Genomic DNA, 22585 nt, shown 5'->3' with positions numbered 1-22585 from the left:
CCAGCATCGGGTGGATATGCAGGCACCGGGGGCAGGTCCCGCGGTGCCTGGCAGAGGATTCAGGCGGTTTTGGGCAGTCCCAGACCGTGCAGCGCCTCTTCGATTTCGGTCAGGACCGCTGGGTCATCGATTGTGGCGGGAAGCTTGTAGGGCTGGCCATCCGCGATCTTGACCATCGTCGCGCGCAGGATCTTGCCGGAGCGCGTTTTGGGAAGCCGGTCGACCACGCAGGCGGTCTTGAAGGCCGCTACGGGGCCGATCTTCTCGCGTACGAGGCCGAGGCATTCGCGGACGATCTCGTTATGTGCCCGCCCGCAGCCCGCATTGAGGCATAAAAACCCGAGCGGCATCTGGCCCTTCAGCGCGTCCGAGACCCCGATCACCGCGCATTCCGCCACATCGGGATGGGAGGCCAGAACCTCCTCCATCGCGCCAGTCGAGAGGCGGTGGCCCGCCACATTGATGACGTCATCGGTGCGGGCCATGATATAGACATAACCGTCCGCATCGATATAGCCCGCATCGCCTGTCTCGTAAAAGCCTGGGAAATGTTCCAGATAGCTTTTGCGGAACCTGTCCTCGGCATTCCACAGCGTGGGCAGCGTTCCGGGGGGCAGAGGCAGTTTGATGGCAATCGCGCCCAGTTCGCCCTGTGGCATGGGATTGCCCTCATCATCGAGGATATGGATGTCATAGCCCGGCATCGGCACCGAGGGGCTGCCCGGTTTGGTGGGTAGGGTCTCGATGCCGATGGGATTTGCCGCGATGGCCCAGCCGGTCTCGGTCTGCCACCAGTGGTCGACCACCGGCACGCCCAGATGTTTCTGCGCCCATTCCACCGTCGCGGGGTCGGCCCGCTCGCCGGCTAGGAAGATCGCCTGCAGGTCATGCAGCTTGTAGCGCCGGATCCATTCGCCATCGGGGTCCTCGCGGCGGATGGCGCGAAGGGCTGTGGGCGCGGTGAAGAAGCTCTTGATCCGCTGGTTCTGGATGATGCGCCAGAAGACGCCCGGATGCGGCGTGCCTACGGGTTTGCCTTCGAACACCACCGTGGTGGCACCTGCCAGAAGCGGTCCGTAGCAGATATAGCTATGGCCCACGACCCAACCCACATCCGAGGCCGCCCAGAACCTGTCGCCCGCTTCGATATTGTAGATCGCCTTCATTGACCATTGCAGCGCGACCAGATGGCCCGCCGTATGGCGCACCACGCCTTTGGGCTGGCCGGTGGTGCCGGAAGTGTAGAGGATATAGGCGGGATGGTTGCCCTCAACCGGCACGCATTCGGCAGGGCGCACGCCATACTGGAAACCGTGCCAGCTGAAATCGCGCCCGTCGACGAGCTTGGCGACCTCCTGCTCGCGTTGCAGGATGACGCAGAATTCGGGTTTATGGGCGGCCTGATCGATCGCCTGATCCAGCAGCGGCTTGTAATGGACCACCCGATTGGGCTCGAGCCCGCAGGAGGCGGCGATGATCGCCTTGGGGGTGCAATCATCGATCCTTACCGCCAACTCGGTGGCGGCAAAGCCCCCGAAGACGACCGAATGGATCGCGCCCAGCCGTGCCACGGCGAGCATGGCGATCACGGCTTCGGGGATCATCGGCATATAGATGATGACGCGGTCGCCTTTTTCGATGCCACGCATCCGCAAGGCTCCTGCAAGCGAGGCAACGCGGTTCTGTAATTCCTTATAGGTGATACCCTTGGTCGAATGGGTGATCGGGCTTTCGTGCTGGATCGCAATCTGGTCGCCGCGCCCTGCCTCCACATGGCGGTCGACGGCGTTCCAGCAGGTATTCACCATCCCGTCGCTGAACCATTCATAAACGGGGGCCTTCTCGTCGAACAGGGCCTTGCTCGGGCGTTTCTCCCAGTCGATGCCGCGGGCGGCCTGCATCCAGAACCCGTCCGGATCCGCCTTCCAGCCCTCATAGACCTCTTTATAATTCATGGGTTCCTCCTCCTACCTCCCTATTTGGTAGGATGCAGGACGAACCCTAGCAACAATGTTACCGCTGAAGTTGCGCCTTTGCCGAAAATATTTGCATAGTCATGCGTAGAAATACGCGAATAATTTGCAAATTGACGAAGGGGAAGGCGGGCCCTGTAAATTCTGTCGATATTTGCAAAGCGCATGAAAAAGCGGGACGCCCGAGAGCGCCCCGCTTTCCGGAAACCGGTGCCGATCAGCTGTAATGCGCGACCGGCGTGCCCGCGATGGCCGACATGTTCAGAAGACCGCGGGTGGTGATCGACGGCGTCACGATATGGGCCTTGTTGCCCATGCCCATCAGGAGCGGGCCGACTTCGAGCCCGTTGGCCTTCATCTTCAGGATGTTACGCACACCCGAGGCCGCATCTGTATTGGCAAAGACCAGCACGTTGGCGGCGCCCTGCATACGCGAGCTGGGCAGCAGGCGCTCGCGGACCGATGCGTCGAGTGCCGCGTCCACATGCATCTCGCCCTCGAAGCAGAAATCGACCTCATGCGCTTCGAGCAGATCCATCGCCTCGCGCATCCGGCGGCCCGAGTCGGTGTCGAGATTGCCGAACTGGCTATGCGAGCAGAGCGCGATCTTCGGTTCCAGACCGAAGCGACGCACATGGCGAGCCGCGCCGATCACCGCTTCCATGATCTGGAGCGGCGTGGGCGAATGGTGCACATGCGTATCGGCAATGAACAGCGGCTCGTCCTCGAGGATCATCAGCGACAGCGCCCCCACCGGATGCAGGCCCCCGCGCGCAAGGATCTCGCGCACATATTTCAGGTGCCAGCCATATTGGCCGAAGGTGCCGCAGATCATCGAATCCGCCTCGTTACGATGCACCATCACGCCCGCAATCGCGGTGGTATTGGTGCGCATGATCGCCCGCGCCAGATCGGGCGTGGTGCCACGGCGCGCCATCAGCTCGTGATAGGTGCCCCAGTAATCGCGGTAGCGCGGGTCGTTCTCGGGGTTCACGATCTCGGTCTGGTTGAGATCCAGCGTGAGGCCCGCCCGTTCGCAGCGCATCTGCATGACCTCCGGACGGCCGATCAGGATCGGCGTATCGGTGGTTTCCTCGATCATCGCCTGCGCCGCGCGCAACACGCGCTCGTCCTCGCCCTCGGCAAAGACGATCCGGCGCGAGGCCTGGGCTGCGGCCTCGAAGACCGGACGCATGAGCAGGGCGGATTTGAAGACCGAGCTATCGAGCTTCTGCTTGTAGGCCTTGATATCGGGCAGCGGGCGCTCGGCCACGCCGGTTTCCATCGCGGCCTTTGCCACAGTGGTCGCCACGATGCCCATCAGACGCGGATCGAAGGGCTTGGGGATCAGATAATCCACCCCGAAGGTCAGCTTTTCGCCCTGATAGGCCGCGGCCGCCTCGGCAGAGGTGGTGATACGCGCCAGTTCGGCGATCCCTTCGACGCAGGCGATCTTCATCGCGTCATTGATCTCGGTCGCACCCACATCCAGCGCACCGCGGAAGATGAAGGGGAAGCAGAGCACGTTATTGACCTGGTTCGGATAATCCGACCGGCCCGTGGCCATGATCGCATCGGGCGCCACTGCGCGCACCTCTTCGGGCATGATCTCGGGGGTGGGGTTGGCCAGCGCGAGGATGATCGGCTGTTTGGTCATCTTCGCGACCATCTCGGGCTTCAGGACACCCGGACCCGACAGGCCGAGGAACAGATCCGCACCGTCGATCACCTCGTCGAGGGTCCGCAGGTCGGAGTTCTGAGCATAGGCGGCCTTATGCGGGTTCATGTCTTCGTTGCGGCCCTCATGGACCAGACCATGAAGGTCGCACAGCCAGACATTCTCGCGCTTCACACCGAGTTTGAGCAGCATGTTGAGGCAGGCAATGCCCGCAGCCCCGCCACCGGTGGACACGATCTTGATATCCTCGGGCTTTTTGCCCGCGATCTTCAGCGCGTTGGTGACAGCCGCGCCCACCACGATGGCGGTGCCGTGCTGGTCGTCATGGAAGACCGGAATATTCATCCGCTCGCGGCAGATCTTTTCCACCACGAAACAGTCGGGGGCCTTGATGTCCTCGAGGTTGATCGCGCCGAAAGTGGGCTCCATCGCGCAGACGATCTCGGCCAGTTTCTCGGGGTCGGATTCGTTCAGCTCGATATCGAAACAGTCGATATTGGCGAATTTCTTGAACAGAACCGCCTTACCTTCCATCACGGGTTTCGAGGCGAGCGCGCCGATATTGCCAAGGCCCAGAACGGCGGTGCCGTTCGAGACCACGGCCACAAGATTGCCGCGCGCGGTGTAGCGGGCGGCATCTTTCGGCTCTGCTTTGATCTCGAGGCAGGCCTCGGCCACGCCGGGGCTATAGGCACGGGAAAGGTCGCGACCGTTTGCCATGGGCTTGGTTGCGCGGATCTCCAGCTTACCGGGCTTGGGGAATTCGTGGTAGTCGAGCGCCGGATGGCGCGGCTTGTCGGACCGGATGTCTTCCATTCTTGCCTCCGATGAGAGTTGGTTTGGTATTAAACTATTTTCTCGTGGGGTCAAATGGCTGTTGGGGCGAATTGTCGCAGGTCTCGCGCGGGCCGCATCACTTCGGCGTGGGGGCGGGCCGTCTGTGCGGGGAGGCGGGGCCTTGCATCGCCTGTCTACTCGGCGCAGAGTCCGGTCAAACAGTCTGCTGACCCGGAGATGATGGGATGACGCTTCTCGATGCTGCGCGCAAGGTGCGCGAAAATGCCTATGTGCCCTATTCCAACTTCAAGGTCGGGGCGGCGCTACGCACGGCCTCGGGAACGGTCTATGTGGGCGTGAATGTCGAGAACGTGGCCTATCCCGAAGGCACCTGCGCCGAAGCGGGCGCGATTGCGGCAATGGTCGCGGCAGGTGAGACCGAGCTGGCCGAAGTCGCCGTCATTGCCGATAGTCCGACGCCCGTCCCGCCCTGTGGCGGCTGCCGCCAGAAGCTGGCCGAATTCGGCGCCAAAGACACGCCGGTTACGCTGGGCACGTTGTCGGGTGCCACGCTGAAGACGACAATCGGCGATCTGCTGCCCGGCCAATTCGACAAGAGCCATATGGACAACGCCTGATGGATGCGCGCCGTGTGATCGAGACGGTCCGCGATGGCTGTGGCCTGAGCGTGGAGGCCGCTGAATGGTTCACTCGCGGGCTGGTGGACGGCTCGGTTGGAGATGCGCAGGCAGGGGCCTTTGCGATGGCTGTCCTGTGTCGCGGGATCGGCACCTCGGGACGGGTGGCGCTGACCGAGGCCATGCGCGACAGCGGCCGCGTCATGCGCTGGGATTTGGGCGGGCCGGTGGTCGACAAACATTCGACAGGCGGTGTGGGTGATTGCACCTCGCTCCTGCTGGCACCGGCGCTTGCGGCCTGCGGGGCCTATGTGCCGATGATTTCGGGACGGGGTCTGGGCCATACGGGCGGCACGCTCGACAAGCTGGAGGCCATTCCGGGCTATACGGTCAATCCCGACGAAGAAAGCTTCCGCGATCTGGTGGCCGCGGTCGGCTGTGCGATTATCGGCGCCAATGACCGGATCGCGCCCGCAGACAAGCGCCTTTATGCGATCCGCGACATCTCCGGCACAGTGGAAAGCATCGACCTGATCACCGCCTCGATCCTGTCGAAGAAGCTGGCGGTGGGGCTTGATGCATTGGTGCTGGATGTAAAAACTGGCTCGGGCGCGTTCATGGCGGGGCATGACCAGTCCCTCGGTCTGGCGCAGGCGCTGGTCGATACGGCCAATGGCGCGGGCTGCCGCACCTCGGCGCTGATCACCGATATGAACCAGCCTTTGTCCTTCGCGGCCGGCAATGCGCTCGAGATCATCGAGGTGATGGAAACGCTGACCGGCAATCAGGTCAATGAGGCGCTGTGGGATGTGGTCTCGGCCCTGGGTGGCGAGGCTTTGCTGCTTGCGGGGCTGGCCAAGACAGCCGATGAGGGATCGGCGCGGATTGATGCCGCACTCGAGAGCGGGCGCGCGGCCGAGGTCTTCGGGCGGATGGTGGCTGGGCTTGGCGGGCCCAATGATTTCGTCGAACATTATCTCGACCGGCTTCCCTCTGTGCCGGTAATGCGTCCTGTGCCGGCACCGCGCCGTGGCTATATCGCGCGGATCGACACGCGCGCCTTGGGCGAGACGGTGGTGCAGCTGGGCGGCGGGCGGATGAATGCGGGCGATCGCATCAATCCGGGCGTCGGCCTGTCGAGCCTTGCGATGATCGGCGAGGACCGCGAGCCGAACGAGCCGCTGGCGATGGTTCATGCCGCCACTCCCGAGGCCGCCGAACGCGCGGTTGCGCGGGTGCAGGCCGCCTATCAGCTGAGCGACAGCCGCCCCGAAGAGCCACCGCTGATCCATGAGAGGCTTGCCTGATGACCCGCGCCTTCCTGATCGTGATGGACAGTGTGGGGATTGGTGGTGCCCCCGATGCCGATGCGTTTTTCAATGATGGCACACCCGATACCGGCGCCAATACGCTCGCCCATATCGCGCAGGCCTGTGCGCAGGGGCGTGCCGAAGACGGGCGCTCTGGCCCGCTGCGGATGCCAACGCTCGACCGGTTGGGGCTGGGGGCGGCGGTGCGGCTCGCCTCGGGCGAGGTGGCCCCCGGGCTTGGGGCCGAACCGCAAGGGGCATGGGGCGCGGCCAGCGAGATCTCCAAGGGTAAGGACACTCCTTCGGGTCATTGGGAGCTGGCGGGTGTTCCCGTGCCATGGGACTGGGGCTATTTCCCCGACAAACAGGACAGCTTCCCGCCGGATCTGGTGGACTTCGTGGCGCGATGCGCGGGCACGGAAGGGATCTTGGGCAATTGCCATGCCTCGGGCACCAATATCATCGAGGATCTGGGCGACGCGCATATCCGCACGGGCTGGCCCATCTGCTATACCTCTGTCGATAGCGTCTTCCAGATTGCGGCGCATGAGGAGACCTTCGGCCTCGAGCGTCTTCTGCAGCTTTGCCGCGACATCGCCCCGCGTCTGCACGGGATGAAAATCGGGCGGGTCATCGCGCGGCCCTTCACCGGCAGCGAAGGCAGGTTTATCCGTACACCCAACCGCCGCGATTTCGCCATTGCTTCGCCCGCCCCCACGCTTCTGGACTGGACGCACGATGCGGGCCGCACGACCCATGCAATTGGCAAGATCGGCGATATCTTCAGCCATCGTGGCATTGCCCATCTGCACAAGGGCAAGAATGATGCCGATCTGATGGACCATCTGGTGCGGCTGGGGACAGAGGCGGAAGAGGGCAGTCTGACCTTTGCCAATTTCGTCGAATTCGACAGTCTCTGGGGGCATCGGCGCAATGTGTCGGGCTATGCGCGGGCGCTCGAATGGTTTGATCGGGGGGCGGCGCGCTTCCTCGAGACGCTGCGTCCGGGCGATCTGGCGATCTTCACCGCCGATCATGGCAATGACCCGACCTGGGCGGGCACCGACCATACCCGCGAGCGGGTGCCCGTGCTCGCGGCGGGGCTCGGGGTGCGGGCGCTGGGGCAGGTGGGGTTTGTCGATGTGGCGGCCTCGGTTGCCGGCCATCTGGGCCTTTCCGTGCCAGCTATGCAAAAAACGGGGAACAGCTTCCTTTTGCACAGTCCCGTTTGATAGCATAAGGGACAGACCGAACCGTTCCGCAGGGAAAGCCACAAGAAGGAGAGGCCAATGGGCCAGCATCTCACCGTCGTCGATCACCCGCTCGTCCAGCACAAGCTGACGCTCATGCGCAAGGCCGATACCTCCACCGCATCCTTCCGCCAGCTGCTGCGCGAGATCAGCCTGCTTCTGGCCTATGAGGTCACCCGCGATCTGGAACTGACCACCTTGCGCATCGACACCCCGATGCAGCCGATGGATGCGCCGATCCTCGAAGGCAAGAAGCTGGCACTGGTGTCGATCCTGCGCGCGGGCAACGGGCTTCTGGACGGGATCCTTGAGCTGATCCCCGCCGCGCGCGTAGGGTTTGTGGGCATGTATCGCGACCCCGAGACGCTCCAGCCGGTGGAATATTACTCCAAACTGCCGAACCTTCTGGAAGAGCGCATGACCATCGTGGTCGATCCGATGCTGGCCACGGGCAATTCCTCGGTCGCCGCCATTGATCTGGTCAAGAAGAAGGGCGCCAAGAACATCATCTTCCTCTGCCTGCTGGCAGCCCCGGAAGGCGTGGCCCGCATGAAGGAAGCCCATCCCGATGTGCCGGTTGTGACGGCGGCGCTCGACGAATGCCTCAATGACCACGGTTATATCGTGCCGGGTCTAGGGGATGCGGGTGACCGTATCTTTGGCACCAAATAAGCCATTTGAGCTTTACTTGCGGCCCGTCCTCATTCATCTTTAGGTAACTTCTACCTCGAGGATGGAATATGCGTATGGGCCGCCTGTTGACGAGCACTGTGATCCTAGCGGTTCTGGGCACGGCCGGAGCCGCTTTCGCCCAAGAGAGCGCCCCCGCCGAACTTCCTCCTGCCTCCTACAAGGGGCGGCAATATGTGGATAGTCAGGGCTGCGTCTTCGTGCGGGGTGGCTTTGGCAATGTGGTGCGCTGGGTGCCGCGCGTGAATCGTGACCGCACGCCGATCTGTAACTACAAACCTACTTTCGGCAGCAATGAGAAGGTTCTCGATATCGCGAAATCCGCGCCCGAGGCCACGCCTGCGCCCGTGGAGAAACCCGCGCCCGCGCCGAAAATGGCCGCCAGCACGCCTGCCGCGAAACCCGCCGCCAAGCCCGCGTCCGATCCTCTGGCAGGCTATAAGGGCGGGCGGAATGCGCCGATGCCCACCATCGCGCTGACCACCACTCCGCCGCGGATCGGACGTGCGGTTGCGACAGCGCAGCCCGTGCCTGCCGCAGGTCAGGTGCCCGCCCCCGTTCCCGGCGCGCCGAGCCGCGTGGCCCCCACGGTCCTTGCCCAGAGCACTCCTGCGGCGTCGGGCTATGTCTCCCCCTATATGCTGCAGGGCGCAGCGCCTGCCGTGACGATCGCCAGCACACAGGTGGTCGCAGGTGCAACGACGAGTTGCCCCAACAGCCCCGCCCAGGCCACCCGTTATATGCTCAGCGATGGGCGCTCCGTGTTGCGCTGTGGCGCTCCGGTGCAGGATCCGGCCAGCTTCATCAACACCGCGAATGTCGGCAACCTGACAGTCCGGACGAGCAGCAACCCGTCGGGCGGTTACCAGTCGCCCTATGTCGCCGGTGGTGTGGCGGTGGCACAAAACGCCCCGGTTCCGTCGCGCGCCAAGATCAACCATAACACCACCCGTCTGCCCGCACCGGTGCCGAGCAGCACCGAGACCGTGACGGTCGGGGCCAGTTCGCAGCAAGCCTATGCCGCTAGCTCGCCCTATGCGATCCCGCGCGAGGTCTATGTGAAGACGCCGAATGCGCCGGTAAGCCTCGCGCCGGTGGCGATTTCCTCCTCGAACCCGGGCGGATACGAGCCCGCCTTCGATGATGGTCGCCTGAACCCGTTCCGCGGGCCGCGCACGGCCTCGGGCGATGCGCAGATGCGTCAGCTCTGGGATGACTCCGTGCCCGCCAAGCTGATCCCCTATCCTACGGCCTATGCTGCCCCCCAGCCGTCCGTGCAGGTCTCTGTCTCGTCAAAATCCCCGCGCAGCGCACCCGCGCCGAAAACGCGCAAGGTGGTCGCCTCGGGGCGCTTCGTGCAGGTTGGGGCCTATGCGGATGCCTCGAATGCGGCCTCGGCCAAGGCCCGCCTGCGGGCCAGCGGTCTGCCGGTGGCCTCGAGCCGCACGTCCAAGGGGCTAGTGATCGTCTATGCGGGTCCCTTCGATGGCGGTTCCATTTCCGGTGCTCTGGGCACGGCCCGTCTGGCCGGTTTCCGCGACGCCTATATCCGCTAAGGGTTCGACCGATCTGTAAGAAAGCCGGCCCCGTGAGGCCGGCTTTTTCATTCGGTGTTGCAAATATCCTGTAATGCGACCCACTGGCTGTCATCGAGAAGCGGCATCGGGGCAGGGGCGCCCTTGAACGGATCTGCCTCGATCAGGGGCTGCACCTTTTCGCCCGAGGGATCGAGCGCATAGGCATAGGGGGTCGAGGAGACGCCGACCGTCTTGAAGGCCGCCAGCAGCGCGGTGCTGTCGGGCAGTGGTGCGGATTGATCCAGCATCACACTGTCATAGCCCGTCAGATCATCGCTCCCCAATGCCCCCGTTGTCAGGAGCCGGAACGCCGCGCCGATCCCCGCCCAATCGAGCAGCCGCCGCAGCGGATCATGCGCCTGAGCATCGACCTCGGCGGTGATGATCGCGCCCGCGGCCACCTCAGGGGTATCGTATTTCTCCAAGAGATCCTGACCCATGATCACGATCCCGCCGGGCAACCAGCGCACACCGCTCACACCTTCGGGCAGAACGGCAATGCCTGCGGTGCCGGGAATGCGGGCGGCCAGCTTGCGCAGGGCTTCGTTGCCTGCCTCGCCGCCACAGGGGGCGCCTGTGCGTTTGACGAGATCGCGTAGCAGATGCTGACCGATCTCCTGACGTGTCGGGGGCGGGGCCACGGAGGCCGCATGGCTGATCAGTGCGCTGGGGAGCCAGAAGCCCCCCCCACCCAGCACAGCCACCGCGAGACTGGCATAGAGCACGCCGCGCAGCCGTCCAGGATGGGGTTTGCGCGCGGCGATCACTTGATGGACGCGCTCGATGGCGTCGATCATCGTTTCTTCCTCGATCTCGAGGCGTTCATCGGTCTCTTCGGAGGGCGCATAGATGGCGGGACGCTTGCCCGGATTGATCCGGACCATTGCCGGCAGCGACCAATGCGAGATGAAGCGGGTTTCCTTGACCTCGGACAGGACCAGAGAGGCGCGACCGAAAGAGAGGATGACCTCTTGCGGAGCGGCCTCGGCACTTTGTGTCCAGCGACCAGTCGCCTCGAGGCGATCATATTTCGGTAGGGAAACCATCTGCTACGTTTCTGTTCTTATCATTGCCATTAAAGATAGACGAACGCGGTGCAGGGTCAATCAGGTTGATTGCCGTGTCTTATGGGAAGGAGGCGAATCCCATTGCCCAAAGCCGGCATTGTGCGGCAGATTGGGGGAATGATCGTCTCGCATGGCCGCCGCTATATATTCGTCCATATTCCCAAGACTGCGGGCACGGCGCTTGCGCTCGCGCTGGAGGCGCGGGCGATGGCCGATGATCTGATGATCGGGGACACGCCCAAGGCCCTGCGTCGCCGCAAGCGTGTGGACGGGATGCGGATGGCGGGGCGGAAGTGGAAACATGCCACACTGTCGGACGGGATCGGTCTCTATACGCCCGAGGAAGCGCGCCGGTATTTTACCTTCACGCTGGTGCGCAACCCGTGGGACAGGTTGGTGAGCTACTATCACTGGCTGCGGGGGCAGGGCTTCGACCATGGGGCGGTGCATGCGGCAAAGACCTATGGTTTCGGGGCGTTTCTTGCCCAACCGCTGATCCGGCGCAGCCTTCAGGCGCATTCCTACGCCAGCTATATGCGGCTGCCCGATGGAGGGCTGTGCTGTAGCAGCTTCATCCGGCTCGAGCATTTTGTCGAGGATGTAGCGGCGCTGGAGGCGCATTTGGGGTTTGCGCTTGGCGTCTTGCCTGTCGCCAACCGTTCCGAGCGCGAGGCGGATTACCGTCGGTATTATGATTCTTCCTCGGTCGATCTTGTGGCCGAGATCTGCGCCGAGGATATCGCGCAATTCAACTATAAATTTAATCGTTAACGGACTGAATTTCTAAATGGATGCCTCATTTCGAAGCTTTTGTCTTTAAAGAGAAGGGTTTCCGTAAGGTTTCGCCTTTAATTAACCTTAATTGCGCCGTCGTATTTCCACTACGCAAGGTTGAAACTAGCGTCAGTTCCCCTCGGAGTTGAGGGACTTAGCGATGGAGTTTGGTTGTGTTTGGGTTGAGAACTGGTTCGGAAGTAAAAAATCCTGCTGTGCGGTCTGCCTTCGACACGCGGCCAAATGCACGGCAGATGTTCGCCGCATCTTCGGAAGGCAAGACAGAAGGGCTCTGTGAAGGGACACTGGTGCTGACCAAATTCGGGTGGCGCGCGGTCGAGACGCTTCAGGCCGATGACGAGGTCATGACGTTCGATCATGGATATCGACCCTTGCGCCGGATCGCACGGTCGCTGTCTTTGGCGGGGAGCGCGGATTGTCCCGATCACGGACAGCTCGTTGCGGTTCCGGCACAGGCTTTGGGTAATCGCGATGCGATCGTCTTGCAGCCAAACCAATATGTGATGATCGAGAGCGATATGGCCGAGGATGCGTTTGGCGATCCCTTCGTTCTGGTGCCTGCCCATGCGCTCACCGGCTATCGCGGTATCGCGCGGGCCGATACTGCACAGCGCCTGTCCGTCTACACGCTGCAATTTGCCGATGACGAGGTCATCTATGTTAACGGGGCGGGGCTGGTGCATTGCGGCGGCACTTCGACCGCAGGGCTAGAACAGCTGATCGGGGGCAATCTGCCCTCCTATATCTCCCTTCCTGTCGAGGCGGCGCGTGCCGTGATTGACGCGCTCAAGGAAGGGGATGAAACCGGCCAAGAGGATGACGCCGCGCTCTGAAAAGCGCGGCGTTGGTTTATGCCGGAGCGCAAGGCTGCCACCTCCCTCCGGCATGCCTTTTGCTGATGATCAGGCTTTGCGCTCGACCAGTTCCGCCTTGAACAGGCTCAGGCGGGCCGACAGATTATCCTCGCGGAAAACCGAACTGAAATTCTCGAAGATGAATGTAAGCGCTTCGTCCTGCGACAGCCCCGCCTCCTGCGCAAAACGCTGGAGGCGGCGATAGCCGTCATTGGTCATGGCGGCAGGGAAGCGGCGGGTTAGTCTGAGGCGTTTGGGCATTGCGATCCTGCTGTTTTTCTCTCGTTAACCGGAGAATATGGCAAGATTTTGAGTGCATGGACAGAAGAAGGCCGGAGTGGTAGGGGCGGGTCCGGTGATCCTGGGCTTTCGGCTTTGCCAGAGTGGATGGCGGCCGGCCGTGGAAAATGGGTCGGACCGGTGGACGGCGCCCCTACCTTTGTCTTGTCTTGCAGGCCAGCTCAGGCGGCCGAGCTCTCCGCGCGGCGTTCCTGCAGCTTGCCTTCGCCTGCCGAGATTTCCGCATCCAGCTCGTTGATCGCCGCGGCCAGTTCGTCGCGTTCCCGCTGCATTTCCTGCAGGCGGACGCGCGCGAGCTTCAGTGTTTCGGTTAGCTGGGTCACCTGATTGTCGCCGATGCTGTAGAGATCCAGCAGCTGCCGGATATCCTCGAGGCTGAAGCCAAAACGCTTCCACCGCAAGATCAGCTTGAGACGGGCCCGGTCGCGGCGGGTAAAGAGCCGCTTCTGGCCTTCTCGTATCGGGAACAGGAGTTCCTTGCTCTCATAGAACCGGAGTGTGCGCGGGGTTACCTCGAAGGCGTCGCACATCTCGCGGATCGTCATTACTTCATTTTCCATCCGTGCCTCACACAGTCTAATGCACAGGTAGCAGAGAAATTTCCACCTATGCGTTACTCGATATTTGAAAAAAATGCGCTTGTGGTGCAGCGCGTTATGCCCGACTGGACAGAATGTCGTGACATATAAAAGGCTTTGAATATAAGGTGAAAGCCGGAGCACCACCTAGAGGCGATATGCCTTCCCAAGGGTAAAAGATCAAGTTTCTTTCATGTTACTTACTCTGGGTAAGCGCTTGTTCGCGCAGGTTCCTCAACTCGTCAATCGTCTTGTCCAGCTCGCTGCGCTGCTGTTCGAGAACCACCAACTGACGCTCGGAAAGCTCCAGAAAGACACGTCTTTGCTCGTCCGTTCCGTCGGTATCATATATCTCGAGCCACTGGCGCAGCTCCTCCAGAGAGAAGCCGAACCGTTTCCCGCGCAGGATGATCGTCATCCTTGCGACTTCCCTTGGGCCATAGAACCTTTTACGCCCCTCACGCATGGGCGCGAGCAGTTCAATGTATTCGTAATAGCGCAGCGTTCGAGGAGTGACGTCGAATTTTGCACACATTTCCTTCAGGTTGAGCATACGCCTCCCCATTCGTCTCAGTGGCGATACGCTAACAGCACTGGCCGTTATTTCAACCGCAATCAGCGGTAGCATCCCGGAGGTGAAGGCCCTTGTATTGGGCGCGCGGGGGCAGATACTGTCCGCGAGAAAAAGATGGAGACAGTCCATGACCGAGAATAATAAGCCAACATATGATGGCAAAAGCAGCAATTTTTTGATGAATTCTTTCCTTGAGGGCCTTCCCCACTGCAAATCTCTGGATATGCGGATGGTCGAGGTCTCCGAAGGGAAGGCACGTATGGCGTTGCCATATAACGAAAAATTGATCGGAGATCCGGAGACCGGCGTTGTTCATGGGGGCGCGGTTTCCGTGCTGATGGATACCTGTTGTGCAACGGCGGTCATGGCCCATCCCGCAAACCCCCAGAGCACCGCGACGCTCGATCTGCGGATCGATTATATGCGCCCGGCCGTTCCGGGGCAGACGATCACCGCCTCGGCCGAGGTTTACCGCATCTCGCGCAGTGTGGCGTTCGTGCGCGCGATCGCCCGCGACGAGAGTGGCGGGCCCGATGATGTGCCTGTGGCGCAGGCGACCGCAGCTTTCACGGTCTATCTGCCCGAGGAGGCGGCCCAATGAAAACCCGTCTGTCCCCCGAACCCGTTCAGGTCATCAAGAAACGCCGCGACGAGGCGCTACGCCAGCTGGTGGCGGCAGTGCCCTATATCAATTTCCTCGGCGTCGAGTTCGACCGCCGTGGAGACGAGCTGACCGCGATCCTGCCCTATAAGGACAGCCTCATCGGGGATGCCTCGGTGCCTGCATTGCATGGCGGTGCAACGGCGGCCTTCATGGAGATCACCGCGATCATCGAGCTGAGCTGGTCCACGCTCTGGCCGGAATTCGAGAAGGAGAAGGTCACGCTCGACCGTATCCCGCCGATGCCCAAGACCATCGATATCACGATGGATTATCTGCGGCCCGGTCTGCCGCGCGATGCCTATGCGCGCGCAAGGGTCACCCGTTCGGGGCGGCGCTATGCCAGCGTCTTCGTCGAGGCGTGGCAGGATAACCGCGCGCGTCCCTTTGCACAGGCAACGGGCCATTTCCTGATGCCCGAACCTGCCGATCTGGCCCGATAAGAGACGCCCTCCGTGACAGGTTCCCAAGCGATCACGCATCGCCGCGTTCTGGCCATCGCCCTGCCGGTGGTCCTTTCCAATGTGACGGTGCCGCTTCTGGGGCTTGTCGATACGGCGGTCGTGGGGCAGCTGGGTGAAGCCGCGCCGATCGGGGCTGTTGGGGTGGGGGCGGTGATCCTGTCCTCGCTTTATTGGGTCTTCGGGTTTTTGCGCATGGGCACGACGGGGCTCGTGGCTCAGGCGTATGGGCGCGGGGACAGGGTGGAAACCGCCGCAGGGCTCTTGCGCGCGCTCCTGATCGCGCTGGTCGCGGGTCTGGTGCTGATCGCATTGCAGGGATGGCTCTTTGAACTGGCGTTCCGTCTGGCGCCTGCCAGCGACGCGGTCGAGAGCCTTGCGCGTGACTATCTCGCGATCCGCATCTGGGGGGCGCCCGCCACGATCGGGCTTTACGGGTTGATCGGCTGGCTGATCGCGCTGGAACGCACCCGCTCGATCCTGCTGATACAGGTGGCGATGAATGCGCTGAATGTGGGGCTGGATTTCCTCTTCGTGCTGGGGCTTGGCTGGGGCGTCGAGGGCGTGGCATGGGCGACGCTGATCTCGGAGGTGCTTGGTGCGCTCGGGGCGCTCTGGCTGGCACGCGGGGCTTTCGTGCCTGCCGCAATGCGGATTGCGCGGCTCTTCGACAGGGTCGAACTCATGAAGCTTCTCCGGGTCAATGCCGATATCATGATCCGTTCCGTGCTGCTGCAGGCGAGCTTTACCACCTTCCTGTTCCTCTCGGCAGGGCGGGGGGATGTGGCGCTGGCGGCCAATCAGGTGCTCTTGCAGTTCCTGCAGATTACGTCCTTCGCACTGGACGGTTTCGCCTTTGCGGCCGAGAGCCTTGTGGGGCAAGCGGTGGGCGCGGGCTCCGTGGCGCGGCTGCGTCGCGCAGGCGGGATCAGCGGAATCTGGGGGCTTGGCTTCTCGCTGGCGCTGGGGCTGGTCTTCGCGGTTGCGGGCGGGAAAATCATCGACGTCATGGCACAGGCCGGAGAGGTGCGCAGCGTGGCGCGGGATTATCTGCCATGGCTTGTGGTGATGCCGCTGGTGAGTGTCGGCAGCTATATCCTTGACGGGATCTTCATCGGGGCGACCCAGACGCGGGCGATGCGCAATGCGATGATCGTGACCGTCACGATCTATGCCTGTCTGCTGTATGTGATGGTGCCGCTCTGGGGCAATCACGGGCTCTGGGGCGCGCTGATGGTGCTGAATTTCCTGCGCGCGCTCACTTTGGGCGGGCTCTATCCGGGGCTCGAGCGGCGGGTGGCCACGAGTTAGTGGACGATTTCCATTGTCTTGGCGGCAATGAGCGCGACAACGGCATAGCGACCGGTCTTGGCCAGAAACACGATCGGAATGAACTGCCATAACGATTTCCGCAAGATGCCCGCGATAAGGCAGATCAGATCACCGCCCGGCGCCCAGCTGAGAAACAGCAGCCAGTTGCCCCAGCGCTCGAACCAGCGATGCCCGCGCTCGAGCTGTTTCTCGCTGGCGGGAAACCATTTCCGGTCGCGCCAGCGGGTGACGCCCGCACCGATGTAATAGGTAATCAGCGCGCCAAGCGTATTCCCGATGCCCGCAATCACGATCATCAGGCCGATCGGCGCGGCATCAGCCGTCTGCATTGCGACAAACACGATTTCGGATTGTGCAGGGATAGGGGTCGCCGCCAGCAGGCCGGAGAAGAACAGACCGGCAAGGGAGGCGGTGAGATCGAACATGCAATGGTCCTGTCGATGGCGGTCAGGTGAGGCCGCTAAACTGAAACGGGCGATGGCATGGAAATGCCTCGCCCGTCAAACTGGTTCCGTGAGTGGTGGTCCGGCTCAGCTTTGGTCGTCTTCGCGCGGCTCACGCGGGGGGCGGCCGACAACATCGCGCAGCGCATCCAGCTCGATGAAATTATCGGCCTGACGGCGCAGCTCGTCCGCGATCATTGGCGGTTGCGAACGGATTGTCGAAACGACCGAGACGCGCACGCCCTGACGTTGTAGTGCCTCGACCAGCGGGCGGAAATCGCCATCACCGGAGAAGAGCACGGCATGGTCGAGACGGGGCGCAAGCTCCATCGCATTGACCGCCAGTTCGATATCCATATTGCCCTTCACCTTCCGGCGACCCATGGAATCGGTGTATTCCTTGGCGGGTTTGGTTACCATCGCATAGCCGTTGTAATGCAGCCAGTCGACCAGCGGGCGGATCGGGGAGTATTCCTCGTTTTCCAGCAGCGCGGTGTAATAGAAGGCGCGTACCAGCTTCCCGCGACGTTCGAATTCCTGACGCAGGAGCTTGTAATCAATGTCGAACCCGAGCGATTTCGCCGCTGCGTAAAGATTCGAGCCGTCAATGAACAGCGCAAGCCGTTCGTCTTTGTAGAACATGAAATCAAATTCCTTTCTATTTCACACTCGCTACAACCAAAAGCATCTAGAGTGGTGTGGTTAGATGCTCGAAACTCATCTACTCATTAGACTTCGCGAGTGATATCGCTGTCAGATAGCAATGCAATATGATCATGGGTATCTGTCTAAATGGATAGTAACACGATTATCATCGCCTTTGGGGCCAATGTTCCTTCTGCACTCGGTAGCCCATCTGATGCAATCAAGGAAGCCTTCAAGCGCTTATGTGATGCGTCACTTCGCCCATCGGCAATGTCTCGCTTTTATCGGTCGCCTGCCTATCCGGCGGGAAGCGGTCCGGATTTTGTCAACGCCTGTGGATGTTTCGAGGTATCCGGCAGCCCTTATGACGTATTGTATTTATTGCATGAAATTGAGGCGGAGCTGGGACGGACGCGACTGGTGCGATGGGGCGCGCGGGTGATCGATCTGGACCTGATCGCCTATGGTGACAGGGTCTTGCCAGAAGAAATGACGTTGCGTCACTGGAGAGGGCTTCCCTTCGAAGAGCAGCAGATCGCCACCCCGCAGGAGTTGATCCTGCCCCATCCACGTCTTGAAGACCGCGGATTCGTGCTGATTCCCATGGCCGAAGTCGCCCCGAACTGGCGTCATCCATTGACCTTGAAGACGGTCCGTCAGATGATCGCGGAGCTGCCTGCCGCGCAGACCGAGGGGCTCACGGCCTTCGATCCGGCGCAGTTGTGTGAATGAGCGCTTGTCAATCGTGACGTTTCTGCCTATGTAGGCGGTTCAGACATTCCCCGAGATCCGACTGGAGTGACATATGGCCCGCGTGACGGTTGAAGATTGCGTTGACAAAGTCCCGAACCGTTTCGAACTGGTGATGCTTGCTGCCCATCGTGCACGCGAGATTGCGGCTGGTTCTGCCCTGACGGTTGATCGTGACAACGATAAGAACCCGGTTTGCGCCCTGCGCGAAATCGCCGACGAGACCCAATCCGCAGATGATCTGCGCGAGCGTCTGATCGAGGCGAACCAGACCCAGATCGAAGTCGACGAACCCGAAGACGATCAGATGGCACAGCTGATGTCGGGCGAGCCCGCCACGGCAGACAAGCCCGCCGATGATGACATGAACGAAGAGCGGATGCTGCGCGCGCTGATGGAAGCGCAAGGCCGCGAGTAATCTGAACTTACGAGAAAATGCGGAACGAGCGTAAATGATCGATGTCGAAGACCTGATCGCGCTCGTTCGCAATTACAACCCGCAGACGGATGACGGGTTGATCCGTGCCGCCTATAGCTACGGGCTACAGATGCACGAAGGGCAGTTCCGCCGGTCCGGCGAGCCCTATTTCACGCATCCGGTTGCGGTCGCCGCGATCCTGACCGAGATGCGCCTCGACGATGCGACCATCGTCACCGCCCTTTTGCATGACACGATCGAAGACACCCGCGCCTCTTACAAGGAGGTTGCAGGGCTGTTTGGCGAGCCTATCGCCGAGCTGGTCGATGGCGTGACCAAGCTGACCAATCTGCAGCTGTCCTCTTCCGAGACCAAGCAGGCGGAAAACTTCCGCAAGCTGTTCATGGCGATGTCGAAGGATCTGCGGGTTATTCTCGTGAAACTGGCAGATCGTCTGCATAACATGCGCACGATCAAGTCGATGAAGCCCGAGAAGCAGGCCCAGAAAGCCCGCGAGACCATGGAGATCTATGCGCCGCTGGCAGGGCGTATGGGGATGCAGTGGATGCGCGAGGAGCTGGAGGATCTGGCCTTCAAGGTGCTCAACCCCGAGGCGCGGACTTCGATTATCCGCCGCTTTGTCGGGCTGCAGAAAGAGACCGGGGATGTGATTCCCAAGATCTCGGGCGACATCCGTCTGCTGCTCGAAGAGGCGAAAATCGACGCCGATGTGTTTGGCCGTGCCAAACGCCCCTATTCCATCTGGCGCAAGATGGAGGAGAAACAGCTCGCCTTCTCGCGCCTGTCCGACATCTACGGCTTCCGGGTTATCACCAAGACCGAGGCCGAATGCTATCGCGTGCTTGGGCTGATCCACCATCGCTGGCGCGCTGTGCCGGGGCGGTTCAAGGATTATATCAGCCAGCCCAAAACCAACGGGTACCGCTCGATCCATACCACCGTATCGGGGCGCGATGGCAAACGTGTCGAAGTCCAGATCCGCACCCGCCAGATGCACGAGGTTGCCGAATCGGGTGTGGCCGCCCACTGGGCCTATAAGGACGGGGCGCGCTCGTCGAACCCGTTCGCGGTCGATCCGGCGCAGTGGATCGCGACCCTGACCGAGCGTTTCGGCGAGGGCGATCACGAGGAATTCCTCGAGACCGTCAAGCTGGAGATGTATTCCGATCAGGTCTTCTGCTTCACCCCAAAAGGCGATGTGGTCAAGCTGCCCAAAGGCGCCACCCCCATCGATTTCGCCTATGCCATCCACACACGGATCGGCAATTCCTGCGTGGGCGCGAAGGTTGACGGTATCCGCGTGCCTTTGTGGACGCGGTTGAAAAATGGCCAATCCGTTCAGGTGATTACGGCCTCCGGCCAGCGCCCGCAGGCGACATGGCTCGATATCGTGGGCACGGGACGCGCGCGGGCGTCCATCCGCAAATCCCTGCGCGAGGAAGACCGGACCCGCTTTGTCAAACTGGGCTCCGAGCTTGCGCGTGTGGCCTTCGAGCATGTGGGGCGCAAGGTCTCCGACAAGGCGCTGCGCACCGCCGCCAAGGCTTTGGGGCTGACCGACGAGACCGAGGTGCTGGCGCGGCTGGGGTCGGCGGAGATCACCTCGAGCGAGGTGATCAGCGTCCTTTACCCTGAACTGATCCATCGCCGCGAGGAGACTATCGAGCCGACGCGTGCCGTGATCGGCCTCGGCGCCGATCAGAGCTTCACCCGCGCAGGCTGTTGTCAGCCGCTTCCGGGCGAGCGGATCGTGGGTATCACCTATCGCGGCAAGGGCGTGGTCATCCATTCGATCGACTGCCCGGCGCTGGAGGATGTGGAGAGCGAACCCGAGCGCTGGGTCGATCTGCATTGGCAGGGCGGCCAGCATCCGCCGGTCTATACCGCTTCGCTGAAGGTCACGATCTCGAACGATGCAGGTGTGCTGGGGCATATCTGCACCCTGATCGGCCAGCAACGGGCGAATATCTCGGATCTGAATTTCGTGGACCGGAAACCGGACTTTTACTCTTTGATCATAGAGGTGGAGTTGCGGGATATGGAGCATCTCCACCGCCTGTTGACAGCGCTCGAAGCCGAAACAGATGTGGCACAGGTGGAACGCTGGCGCGATTTATCGCATAAGCCCTGACGATTGGCGGTTGCGTCTACCTTGTAAGCGGGCCTTGATGGTTGCGTGGTAATTCGCGCACAGCCAGTGTCAGCGGATGAAGGGAAGTAAGTTCAACGTGTTCAAGCGGCGTGATAAAAAACCTGTCCTGATCGCCGCGCGGGATGCTTTGTGGCCGCGTACGGGATGGTCGCGTGCCTTCCAGTATGTCAAACACCGCATCAACCGCCTCCCGGACCGCCCGCAGCGTATCGCGCGGGGCATTGCGGCTGGGGTGTTCATTTCTTTCACGCCCTTCTTCGGACTGCATTTCTTCGGCGCTGCGGCTCTGGCGTGGATTTTGCGGGGCAATATCATCGCCTCGATCCTCGGCACGTTTTTCGGCAACCCGCTGACCTTCCCGATCATCGCCGTCTCGGCCACCCAGTTCGGGCGGTTCATTCTGGGTGAAGACCATCCGCATCAGACGGAGTTGGGGCAGGGCGGATCAATCCTCTCGCCCGATCCGCAGGCCGCGACCACGCTGGGCGAGGTATTTGCCCGGGCAGGCCATGATCTGGTGCATAACCTCTATTCGGTCTTCACGCCTGCGCAGACCGAATGGGGCGGGCTGAAACAGTTCTTCGAGGATGTCTGGCTGCCTTATCTGGTAGGCGGGCTTCTGCCGGGGCTGATCGCAGGGATCGTGATGTATTACGTTACGCTGCCCTTCATCTCGGCCTATCAGAACCGTCGTCGCGCGCGGCTCAAGGAGCGCCTCGAACAGGCCCGCGCCAAGCTTGCCGCCCGCTCGCGCGAGCGTACCGAACGCCGCGCCAGCGACAAGGCCGCAAAGCGCGAGAGCTGACGTCATATTGGGGTTCAATCCGCCCGTGAGACGGGCCATACTCGGGGCAAGTTGATTGCCTTGAAGGTTGGCCCATAAATGTCGAAGAAACTCCGTCTTGGCGTGAATATCGATCACGTCGCTACGATCCGTAACGCCCGCGGCTCGTCCTATCCGAGCCCTGTCCGTGCGGCTAAACTGGCCGAAGAGGCGGGGGCTGACGGCATTACGGCGCATCTGCGCGAAGATCGCCGCCATATCCGCGACAGCGATATCGAGGCGCTGCGGGCCGAGTTGAGCACACCCCTGAACTTCGAGATGGCGTCCACTCCCGAGATGCAGGCCATCGCCCTGCGCCATATCCCGCATGCCTGCTGTATCGTGCCCGAGAAGCGCGAGGAGGTGACGACCGAGGGCGGGCTGGATGTCGCCGCCGATCAGGCGCGTCTGACCGAATATCTCAAGCCTCTGGTCGATGCCGGTATCCGTGTCTCGATGTTCATCGGCCACGAGCCGGCCCAGATCGAGGCTTCGGCCAAGATCGGCGCGCAGGTGATCGAACTGCATACCGGCCATTACTGCGATATGCATTTTGCGGGCCGTTTTGCCGAGCGTGATCTCGAACTCGAGGCGCTGGCCGCCGGAGCCGCCTATGCGCATTCGCTGGGGCTCGAGGTCCATGCGGGTCACGGGCTGACCTATGACACCGTCTCGCCCATTGCCGCGATCAAGGAGATCAAGGAGCTCAATATCGGGCATTTCCTGATTGCCGAGGCTGTCTTCCTCGGTCTGCGGCCGGCTGTCGAGCATATGCGCCATCTGATGGATGCGGCCCGCGGTTGAGGGGTCGATGAGAA

General features: G+C 61.8%; 23 protein-coding genes. 15 read left to right on the top strand and 8 right to left on the bottom strand.

Going from position 1 to position 22585, the window contains the following annotated elements; genetic code table 11:
• Window positions 1–59 precede the first annotated feature (59 nt).
• Complete coding sequence (locus tag VSX56_RS07940; protein WP_350936225.1) at window positions 60–1955, bottom strand: propionyl-CoA synthetase; 1896 nt, start codon at window positions 1953–1955, stop codon at window positions 60–62.
• Window positions 1956–2190: 235 nt separating this feature from the next.
• Window positions 2191–4467, bottom strand: a complete 2277-nt coding sequence (locus tag VSX56_RS07935; protein ID WP_350936223.1) for an NADP-dependent malic enzyme — start codon at window positions 4465–4467, stop codon at window positions 2191–2193.
• Window positions 4468–4673: 206 nt separating this feature from the next.
• On the opposite strand from VSX56_RS07935, the gene VSX56_RS07930 reads away from it, so the two are divergent.
• The 5 genes from VSX56_RS07930 to VSX56_RS07910 all read left to right on the top strand — a co-directional run bounded on the left by VSX56_RS07930 (window position 4674) and on the right by VSX56_RS07910 (window position 9872).
• Complete coding sequence (locus tag VSX56_RS07930) at window positions 4674–5066, top strand: cytidine deaminase (protein ID WP_339114302.1); 393 nt, start codon at window positions 4674–4676, stop codon at window positions 5064–5066.
• Window positions 5066–6373: a thymidine phosphorylase gene (locus VSX56_RS07925; RefSeq protein ID WP_339114303.1), complete on the top strand. Its 1308-nt coding sequence runs from the start codon at window positions 5066–5068 to the stop codon at window positions 6371–6373. The genes VSX56_RS07930 and VSX56_RS07925 overlap by 1 nt, the downstream gene beginning before the upstream one ends.
• Window positions 6373–7608 carry a phosphopentomutase gene (locus VSX56_RS07920; protein WP_350936220.1) on the top strand — a complete coding sequence of 412 codons (1236 nt, stop codon included), beginning with the start codon at window positions 6373–6375 and terminating at the stop codon, window positions 7606–7608. Before VSX56_RS07925 ends, VSX56_RS07920 begins: the two co-directional genes overlap by 1 nt.
• Before the next feature lie 57 nt (window positions 7609–7665).
• Window positions 7666–8298 (top strand): uracil phosphoribosyltransferase, encoded by a 633-nt coding sequence (gene upp / locus VSX56_RS07915; protein WP_339114305.1) that lies wholly within the window; start codon window positions 7666–7668, stop codon window positions 8296–8298.
• A gap of 68 nt (window positions 8299–8366) precedes the next feature.
• On the top strand, window positions 8367–9872 hold the full coding sequence (locus VSX56_RS07910) for an SPOR domain-containing protein (RefSeq protein WP_350936218.1): 1506 nt from the start codon (window positions 8367–8369) through the stop codon (window positions 9870–9872).
• 47 nt (window positions 9873–9919) lie between these two features.
• Here VSX56_RS07910 and VSX56_RS07905 read toward each other — a convergent pair whose 3' ends face one another.
• Window positions 9920–10939: a hypothetical protein gene (locus VSX56_RS07905; RefSeq protein WP_350936216.1), complete on the bottom strand. Its 1020-nt coding sequence runs from the start codon at window positions 10937–10939 to the stop codon at window positions 9920–9922.
• Window positions 10940–11077: 138 nt separating this feature from the next.
• On the opposite strand from VSX56_RS07905, the gene VSX56_RS07900 reads away from it, so the two are divergent.
• Together VSX56_RS07900 and VSX56_RS07895 are read left to right on the top strand one after the other, a co-directional pair.
• The gene (locus VSX56_RS07900; RefSeq protein WP_434096021.1) at window positions 11078–11731 is read left to right on the top strand and encodes a sulfotransferase family 2 domain-containing protein; all 654 of its coding nucleotides are present in this window, start codon (window positions 11078–11080) and stop codon (window positions 11729–11731) included.
• Between the two features lie 257 nt (window positions 11732–11988).
• A complete protein-coding gene (locus tag VSX56_RS07895; RefSeq protein ID WP_339114309.1) occupies window positions 11989–12588 on the top strand; it encodes a Hint domain-containing protein in 600 nt (199 codons plus the stop codon).
• A gap of 69 nt (window positions 12589–12657) precedes the next feature.
• On the opposite strand, the gene VSX56_RS07890 is transcribed toward VSX56_RS07895, so the two are convergent.
• The 3 genes from VSX56_RS07890 to VSX56_RS07880 all read right to left on the bottom strand — a co-directional run bounded on the left by VSX56_RS07890 (window position 12658) and on the right by VSX56_RS07880 (window position 14052).
• Window positions 12658–12870, bottom strand: coding sequence for a hypothetical protein (locus VSX56_RS07890; RefSeq protein WP_339114310.1), 213 nt, complete (start codon window positions 12868–12870; stop codon window positions 12658–12660).
• Window positions 12871–13070: 200 nt separating this feature from the next.
• The gene (locus VSX56_RS07885) at window positions 13071–13469 is read right to left on the bottom strand and encodes a MerR family transcriptional regulator (RefSeq protein ID WP_350936211.1); all 399 of its coding nucleotides are present in this window, start codon (window positions 13467–13469) and stop codon (window positions 13071–13073) included.
• A 214-nt stretch (window positions 13470–13683) separates the two neighbouring features.
• Complete coding sequence (locus VSX56_RS07880; protein WP_406871115.1) at window positions 13684–14052, bottom strand: MerR family transcriptional regulator; 369 nt, start codon at window positions 14050–14052, stop codon at window positions 13684–13686.
• A 187-nt stretch (window positions 14053–14239) separates the two neighbouring features.
• Here VSX56_RS07880 and VSX56_RS07875 point away from each other — a divergent pair, with 187 nt between their 5' ends.
• Genes VSX56_RS07875 through VSX56_RS07865 form a run of 3 tightly spaced genes read left to right on the top strand, consistent with a single transcriptional unit; the run spans window position 14240 to window position 16494 of the window.
• A complete protein-coding gene (locus VSX56_RS07875; RefSeq protein ID WP_339114313.1) occupies window positions 14240–14662 on the top strand; it encodes a PaaI family thioesterase in 423 nt (140 codons plus the stop codon).
• Window positions 14659–15165 (top strand): PaaI family thioesterase, encoded by a 507-nt coding sequence (locus VSX56_RS07870; protein ID WP_339114314.1) that lies wholly within the window; start codon window positions 14659–14661, stop codon window positions 15163–15165. The genes VSX56_RS07875 and VSX56_RS07870 overlap by 4 nt, the downstream gene beginning before the upstream one ends.
• Before the next feature lie 12 nt (window positions 15166–15177).
• Complete coding sequence (locus VSX56_RS07865; protein WP_350936208.1) at window positions 15178–16494, top strand: MATE family efflux transporter; 1317 nt, start codon at window positions 15178–15180, stop codon at window positions 16492–16494.
• Here VSX56_RS07865 and VSX56_RS07860 read toward each other — a convergent pair.
• Together VSX56_RS07860 and VSX56_RS07855 are read right to left on the bottom strand one after the other, a co-directional pair.
• Complete coding sequence (locus VSX56_RS07860; protein WP_350936206.1) at window positions 16491–16940, bottom strand: YqaA family protein; 450 nt, start codon at window positions 16938–16940, stop codon at window positions 16491–16493. The two genes, VSX56_RS07865 and VSX56_RS07860, sit on opposite strands and share 4 nt — an antisense overlap.
• 105 nt (window positions 16941–17045) lie before the next feature.
• Window positions 17046–17600, bottom strand: a complete 555-nt coding sequence (locus VSX56_RS07855; protein WP_339114317.1) for a LabA-like NYN domain-containing protein — start codon at window positions 17598–17600, stop codon at window positions 17046–17048.
• Window positions 17601–17750: 150 nt separating this feature from the next.
• On the opposite strand from VSX56_RS07855, the gene folK reads away from it, so the two are divergent.
• The 5 genes from folK to VSX56_RS07830 all read left to right on the top strand — a co-directional run bounded on the left by folK (window position 17751) and on the right by VSX56_RS07830 (window position 22571).
• Entirely contained in the window at window positions 17751–18335 is a 585-nt protein-coding gene (folK, locus tag VSX56_RS07850; RefSeq protein WP_339114318.1) for a 2-amino-4-hydroxy-6-hydroxymethyldihydropteridine diphosphokinase, read from the top strand.
• 73 nt (window positions 18336–18408) lie between these two features.
• Window positions 18409–18771: a DNA-directed RNA polymerase subunit omega gene (rpoZ, locus tag VSX56_RS07845; protein WP_339114319.1), complete on the top strand. Its 363-nt coding sequence runs from the start codon at window positions 18409–18411 to the stop codon at window positions 18769–18771.
• A gap of 34 nt (window positions 18772–18805) precedes the next feature.
• Complete coding sequence (locus tag VSX56_RS07840) at window positions 18806–20923, top strand: RelA/SpoT family protein (protein ID WP_339114320.1); 2118 nt, start codon at window positions 18806–18808, stop codon at window positions 20921–20923.
• Window positions 20924–20999: 76 nt separating this feature from the next.
• A complete protein-coding gene (locus VSX56_RS07835) occupies window positions 21000–21749 on the top strand; it encodes a DUF2062 domain-containing protein (RefSeq protein WP_350936203.1) in 750 nt (249 codons plus the stop codon).
• 78 nt (window positions 21750–21827) lie between these two features.
• Window positions 21828–22571 carry a pyridoxine 5'-phosphate synthase gene (locus VSX56_RS07830; protein WP_339114322.1) on the top strand — a complete coding sequence of 248 codons (744 nt, stop codon included), beginning with the start codon at window positions 21828–21830 and terminating at the stop codon, window positions 22569–22571.
• Window positions 22572–22585 lie beyond the last annotated feature (14 nt).

This window comes from Thioclava kandeliae, from assembly GCF_040297545.1.
GTDB lineage: Bacteria > Pseudomonadota > Alphaproteobacteria > Rhodobacterales > Rhodobacteraceae > Thioclava > Thioclava kandeliae.
This window is presented reverse-complemented; position numbering and strand designations above follow the sequence as displayed.